Source organism: Alkalibaculum sporogenes, from assembly GCF_009362815.1.
In the GTDB taxonomy this organism is placed as follows: Bacteria; Bacillota; Clostridia; order Eubacteriales; family Alkalibacteraceae; genus Alkalibaculum_A; species Alkalibaculum_A sporogenes.
In genome coordinates this window covers 111,579-118,626 of the sequence record NZ_WHNX01000010.1, presented here as the reverse complement: position 1 = coordinate 118,626, position 7,048 = coordinate 111,579, and the positions used below count along the sequence as shown (strand labels likewise).

General features: G+C 41.9%; 1 protein-coding gene. It reads right to left on the bottom strand.

Features of this window, described 5'->3' with window-relative positions:
* Positions 1-6,586 (bottom strand): Ig-like domain-containing protein (locus tag GC105_RS08315; RefSeq protein WP_152803598.1); only part of this gene is annotated, 6,586 nt, incomplete at its 3' end.
* Positions 6,587-7,048: the final 462 nt, after the last annotated feature.

The window sequence follows — 7,048 nt, the reverse complement described above, 5'->3', positions numbered from 1 at the left end:
TAAAAGATAGGGTGTAATTCTCTCCTTTGAATACTATTGTGACATTTTCTTTCTCTTTAAGCTCGTCTAACATGGCTGCGTTGATAGTGAGACCTTCTTTTATGTCGATGATTACAGTTGTTCCTGGCTCTGCTTTTGCTATTTTTTCACTGATTTCTTTTCGTAAGTTTTGAATTGCTGTACTTTCTTCTTCATTATCGGTACTGCTATCACCTGTGCTAGTACCACCTGTACTTCTATTTGCCGATGAAGTTGTTTCATTCTTTGTGCTACCAGTATTTGTATTAGTGTTTTTACCGGTATTGACCTTTGTATTGGTGTTTTTACCGGTACTGGTGTTTTCATTCTTTTTGTCGTCGTCTTTCTTACCGTCATTTGTGTTATCTTGGTCTTTTTTGGGTTTGTAGGTAATTGTGTAAGTTTTTTCTACCTTATTGCCATTTTCATCTACGGCAATTATGGTGATAGTGTTTTTCCCTTCTTTTAGGGTAACCGTGTAGCTATAGGCTTTACCTGCTATTTCTTTTCCATTAAGTTTTACTATTGGTGTCAGTTCTCCACTGACATTGTCTATTGCTTTTACCGTAAAGGTTAAAGTCTTATTGGCAACTTTTTGATCCTTTAGGTTGGTAATAATCCCTGGTGCTGTCTTGTCCTTGAGTATGACGATCCTTCTTTCTGCTGCTATTAGCCTATCTAGATTAGTCACTTTTTCTTTGTCTTTTCCTAAGGCATCGTAGCGTTTTCGTAAGTTTTGAATCGTTTTTTCATCTTTTAAGGTAATTTTTTCTGGCAGTTTGTTGATGTCTGTGATGAGTTCCATCCATGCTTCTACTTTTACTGGTTCTTCTGCTCCTATGTGGTAGAAGATGTCAGAGTAGCCTTTTTCGTTAAAGCGCTTTAGCGCTGCCATACCGTACAAACCTTGATAAGTAGCCATACCGTTGGATCCCTGCCCTTTTTCATGTTCAAAAGTACCGTCAGAGAGTTGGTTCTCTAGTAATGCAGACACTGGATTTCCAGTGGCTCGGGTGAAATCATCTCCTTGAGGATCTATGCCAAGGGACGCTAAAGCAATAATTACCCAGGTGGTAGACTCGGTATTGGTGATCTCTCCTCCTGTATAACTGAAACTTCCATTTTTGTTTTGCATGGTCTTTAACCAAGTCACTGCTTTGTCCACAGCTACTTTTACTTCTTCGCTTCTATAGGTCTCCCATCCATTATAATAAGGTGCTAGAGCGGTAATCGCCATGGCAGTCATATCTACATCTGGTGGAGACGCTGTAACGAGACTCCATCCATCCCCGGAGGTATTTTCCAGTAGAAAGTCCACAAAGTATTTTTGTGAATATTTACTCCCTGTTTCCGGTACTTTGGCTCCCGCTGCGTCTAAGGCGATGAGTCCCCACATTACCGAATTGTTTCCTTGGTTTAGATTTTTATAATTATAGATTTTTTCGATCAGGTTCATGGCACCAAAGTTTGTAGGGTCATATCCTCCTGACAGAATGGCTAAAGTAGATTTTTCGTATTCCGTCATTGGACCTAAATCTTTGGTAGAGCTTATATAATCCCATAGCCTAGCCATATAGGTTTTGTTATTGGTCATATACGCCTTGCTATTGATGTCTTCTCCTAAGGCTCCTAATCCAAAGGCAGTCCAATCTCCGTCAATGCCAGTTCCCTTATAGTAGCTGATCATAGTTTGGATTCTTTCATCTAGTACACTACGGTTCATATAGTGCGCGCCTTTTTCTACTATGGTTAAGGTAACTGTACTCATTAATTCGGCATTTGAGTCACAAGTAGCAGTAATTTTTACAGAACCTGGCTTCAGTGCAGTAACCTTACCTTGATCATCTGTTGTAGCCACGGTTTCATCATCACTAGACCATCTTATTGTTTCATTGGGCATTGAATTTCCCAGCTGGCTATATACCCTAGCACTTAACTGGAGATAGTCCCCTTGTACAATGCTGCTTTTAGAGGCAGTTACCTTGATTTCATCAGCCACATGGTCTCGGTTATTTTCTATAGGCAGTTTCACAATGTATTGATCCTTTAATGAACCTCCTACATAAACGTTGTCTCCTAAAAGACTGATATATTCAAACTTGTTATATTTGCTGAGGTTATAGCTGATATACTTGGTAATGTCTCCCTTTGGATTTAGTACCAGCACAATGCTCTTGGTGATGGTTGTCCCTGTTTTTTCTTTTAAGGGAATGTAGATGTTTCCCTCCTTGTCCACATCAAAATCTGCTGAACCTACTATACTGTCTCCTGGGTTTACAAGATCTTGCAACTCTCTTATCCAATTTTCATTGCCATCTTGATCTAATGAATAGATTGCCACTTTATTAGAATCCGACAAAGAATGGCTTCCTGAAGTAAAATACAAATTTCCCTGTGGAGATAATATTATTTTATTTGCAGATATACGGCTATAAGCCTCATCCAGGTAGTATTTCCATAGGATATCTCCATCTTTTACGGCACAAATGCCATAGCGGTTAAGCTCTTCCTCGGATTTTTCCCTGAACTGGAAATATACTGTACCTTCATCATCTACCTGAAAATCATACCTATAATCAATAAAGCAATTACTGTATTTATGGGTTTCTATTACCTCTGCGCCGGTACCAGCATCTTTGATTTTGTAATAGTCCATATCATTGCCATTGGGTGCCAAAAATATGAGATTGCCTTCCTTGTCCAGCTTAAACTGCTGAGACAAATAAATGCTGCCGGAATCGGTTACCGTATACATCCACTTCAAAGACCCATCAGGATTATAAGCGTAAATATTACCCGGTCGCCCCTGATCTACCACATACATGGTACCATCTGCAGCCTGCTGCAGGTTACCTCTCAAGGAATTTAGTGCCGGTGTGGTTTCCCAAAGGACATTTCCACTGCTAGAATCCAGACAAATTAGTTTATTGTCCTTATTAATATAATACAGCTTGTCTCCTTGCCCTATCTTCAGATAGCTACTGGCGACGTCGCTTGCTTTTTCCCATCTCGGCTTTCCTTCTGGGTCTACGGATTGTATGGTTTTCGTATCAGGATTTATATAATAGTCGTTACCCTTACTATCCGTGGTGATGCGTTCTCCAAAAGACAAGTTTACATTAGACGCAGATTGAACATTCCACTGATACCCTAAGGATTGCAGTATAGACACTTGCCCCACTGCCTTCGTTCCATCGGGGGCTGTAGCGGTAATGGTAACGGTGCCATAGTCCCGTGCGGTGACGACGCCATCCTCGTCTACTGTGGCGATGGATTCATCAGAGCTGATCCAGGTGACTCCTTCTAGGTTGTATATCTCATTGTACTGATTTCCTGTTTTTAGGGTCAGAGAACCTGGCAGGGTCATAATGCTTTCCTTAGGCAGTACACTGCTAAACTTGGCTTCCCGTTTTTCCACAGTGACCTGTACGGAGTTGTCTGCCTGCATAAAATAGTCGTCGTTTACGTTTAGCTCGGCGGTGATAGTGGCAGTTCCCGTGCTAATTGGAGTGAACTCATTTCCTGTAAAGCGAGCCATGCTGGCTGAGAAATAGCCTTTTTCATCAGGCATTACCTTTCCGTACTGGTCTTTGACTACAGTATCAAAGGTACAAGGCTGGTTTAACTCGATTTTGCTTCCAGGAACCCTTACGTCTACATCAGAAGAGACGATTTCCATAGAGGAAGGCACAGAAGGCTTATTTACCACCTGTACTGTGGTACTGTCGCTGATGGAAGTCCCCTCTAAAGTGACGGTCAGGGTGGCGCTGCCTAGCTCTTTGCAGTTGAAAGTTCCGTCGGCGTTTACTTCTACCACCTGAGGATTAGAACTAGACCACTGTAATTTTTGTCCCATAATGGCTTCGCCTTGAGGATTTTTTACCACTACCCCTAAGCTTTCCTTCAGATATACGCCCAACTCTTTGTTTTTTTCTAATATTTCAATACTGCTAGGCGTATCTGCAATCTTTCGCTGGATTTCATAGACCCGCACGTCCCCAGCTTTTTTCCTTGCACCCATAAATACATTGCCATATACCTTCATGGTGTTATATGACGCCAAACTGCTAATGGTGACGGGTATGGTCTCTACCTGATTTCCATAGGGATTGATTACGTGCACAGCAAAGCCTTCAGCTACTAGCTTTTGCAGATACACATAACCCTCGTCATCTACAGCGTAGAGTCTCAAATGATCGCTTTCATAGGTATACCTCCGGGTTCCATCAGGGTTTAATGCAATAATAGCACCTATGGTTCCCTTCGATCCGGTATAGTATGCCAGGGCATAGAGTGTATCCTTTCCATCCATTAACAACTCGCCCAAACTGGCATTCTTCTCGGTCAAGGTGTATCCATTTAAGGGATCTTCAGAAATGACTGCCCCTGTAGCTGGGTTCAAAACTCGTATTTCCTCTTTATTGTAGTTAATATACATCTTGCTATTGTCACTGTTAAATGCTGGAGCGAGTTTAACACTATTATTTGATCCTATATCATAGCTCCATTTTTCAGTACCGGTCATGCCTATTGCTTGAATATTGTCCTTTCTTAACAAATATAGATTTGTCCCATCTGTAACTGGACTATCTGTACTACTATAAGCATAGCTCCAATTTTCACTGCCTTTGTTATTGATATTTAGACTATGTACTTTGCTTTGGGTGGTAATAATCAATTGATTGCCTATAATTAGTGGCTCTACCTTATAAATTGAGTTCTCCTTAATCTCTTTGCTCCACAGAATCTTTCCCTGAGGAGAAATGGCATAGACTAGCGTTCTTCCCTTTAGGTCAACCAATTGTGCGTAAATGGTGCCATCTTGACCAAAAGCGGGGAGAATACTGCCACTGGTGACACTTAATGTTCTCCCAATCTCTATAGGGATACTCCACAATTCGTGACCATACAGATCAAAAGCGTAGATTTTGTAGAGATTGTGATTCGGGTTGTCAGTAGGAAACTGACTACCTACAGCTGTCTCATGGATCCCATAAATCACCCCATTGTTCATAGCAGCTCCTAGGAAGGCATCGCTAAAGGTCATTCTCCTTGAATAGGTCTGGGAGGAAGCAAAACTAAAGGTTCCTGGATCTCCCACAGTTATTTCCAAAGTGCCCTTTACATTTTCATTGGAATCTAGAGTGGCAGTGATGATGCTTTTACCTAATTCCACGGATGTTACTTTTCCAGTATTATCTACCGTCGCTACACTAGGATTTTGAGAAGTCCATGTGATGGTTTCTCCCGAAATGGAAATGCCCTTATCATCTTTTACCGTAGCAGTCAAAGTTTTTGACTGTCCTCGTTGAATCTGGGTATCTCCTGTCATTTCGATGATGGCTGCTTCTCCTGCTTGGGCAATGGTATCCCATTTCCAGGTAGGTAATACAACGATTTTTTCCTCAACATTGGCAACTGCAGTAATTACGATGCCTGTTCCGTAAGAGGTCAAGGTATAGCTTTTTTCAGATACTATATCTGCTCCGCTGATTTTTTCAAATTTCCATCGTGTCTCGTCTTCTCCGTCAGGTACGAACTTGCCATATGTAAATTTGTTGTCATTGCTTGTTATGGTCACATGCCTTGATTCACTGGGATTTACATTGGATATGGTGACGGATTTATTAAATTGAAGGCTAATCTCCTGGGTGATATCCACGCCCTTTGCCCCATTTTCTGGAGTGAATGTGGTGATGGCTAAGGGATCCGTAGTCTCGCCGGAAGTAGTTGCCTTTTGGGTCTCTTTCTTTTCTTCTACGGTAATTTCCTTAGCTGCCTTTACGGAATCCATCTTCGTGGATGTAGCTGTAATAGAGACCTTTCCCCCAGCGACGCCTGTGACTTCTCCGCTTCCCTTCTCCACAACTGCTATCTTTTCATCAGTAGTGGTCCATTGAAGGGATTCCTTCAATAGGGCATTGCTGTGCTGATTTTTTACAGTAGCTTTTAAGGAGATACTTTCTCCCTGGATGACCTTGTCTTCTCCAGTTATGGCTATGGAGGTAATTTCATTGTGGGTTTCTGTGTCAAATATCCAGGTATCTTGTTCTTCTGTAAGTCCTAATCCTGCAAAGGTCTCCTCATGGTCTGTAGCCTTGATCACCTCGTAGATGTTCAGCTGGTAAACATGATCCTCTTGCAGTAAATTTTCTTCTAGGTATGTGAGATCGACTAAGACTTTGTTGGGATCTTTTTCATCTATGGAAAGTATTTCAGCATACTCGCCTTTATCTCCCCCTATGCCGTCATGAGGTTCTACTGGGTCTTGTCCTTCTTCTGGCTCTTCTTGTACTAATACCGGGTCATTGGGTTTGCCATCTCCTTCTTTATCATACAAGAGTTGGATTTGCTTGCCTTCTAGTATGGTTACGCGCTGGTTGAAGGTAAGGCTTAGCTCTTCCTCTACGCCCTCTAGACTGACCTTTGTCTCTGGCGTCAGTGTCTCTAATTTTAGCGGTGTGGTCTCTCCTTCCTTTGCCGATACTGGTATTGTTCCCACAGGCGATAGGATGGAGAACAGCATGACCATGGTTAGCAGGATGCTGATGTGTCTTTTGTACTTCATTTTTTGGTTGCCCCCTTTTTTGGAAAGTTGGTAAGTTGGAATGTTGGACAGTTGGAAAGGAAAGGATTGTCTTTTACCTATTCTTTCAGATCCATTATCTAGATTCCATCTCGTTGGTATTTTTGTTTCATACGGCAGGTTATGATCCTTTCCACTTTTCGATGTTTTTTTTCATCTTATGGTCCTCCATTTTTTGTGACTAGGAGAAAACACGCTTCGCGGATTTCTCTTTACGCGGCCACTCGCCAAATGTAAGCTGCGCTTTCATTTCGTATCCATATACCGAACCAACCTAGTTTTGCCACTTCAGAAATTCGCTTTGCGACTTTCTAAAGTCGCACCACTCGCCAAATGTAAGCTACGCTTCCATTTCGTATCCATATACCGAACCAACCTAGTTTTGCCACTTCAGAAATTCGCTTTGCGACTTTCTAAAGTCGCGCCACTCACCAAATGTAAGCT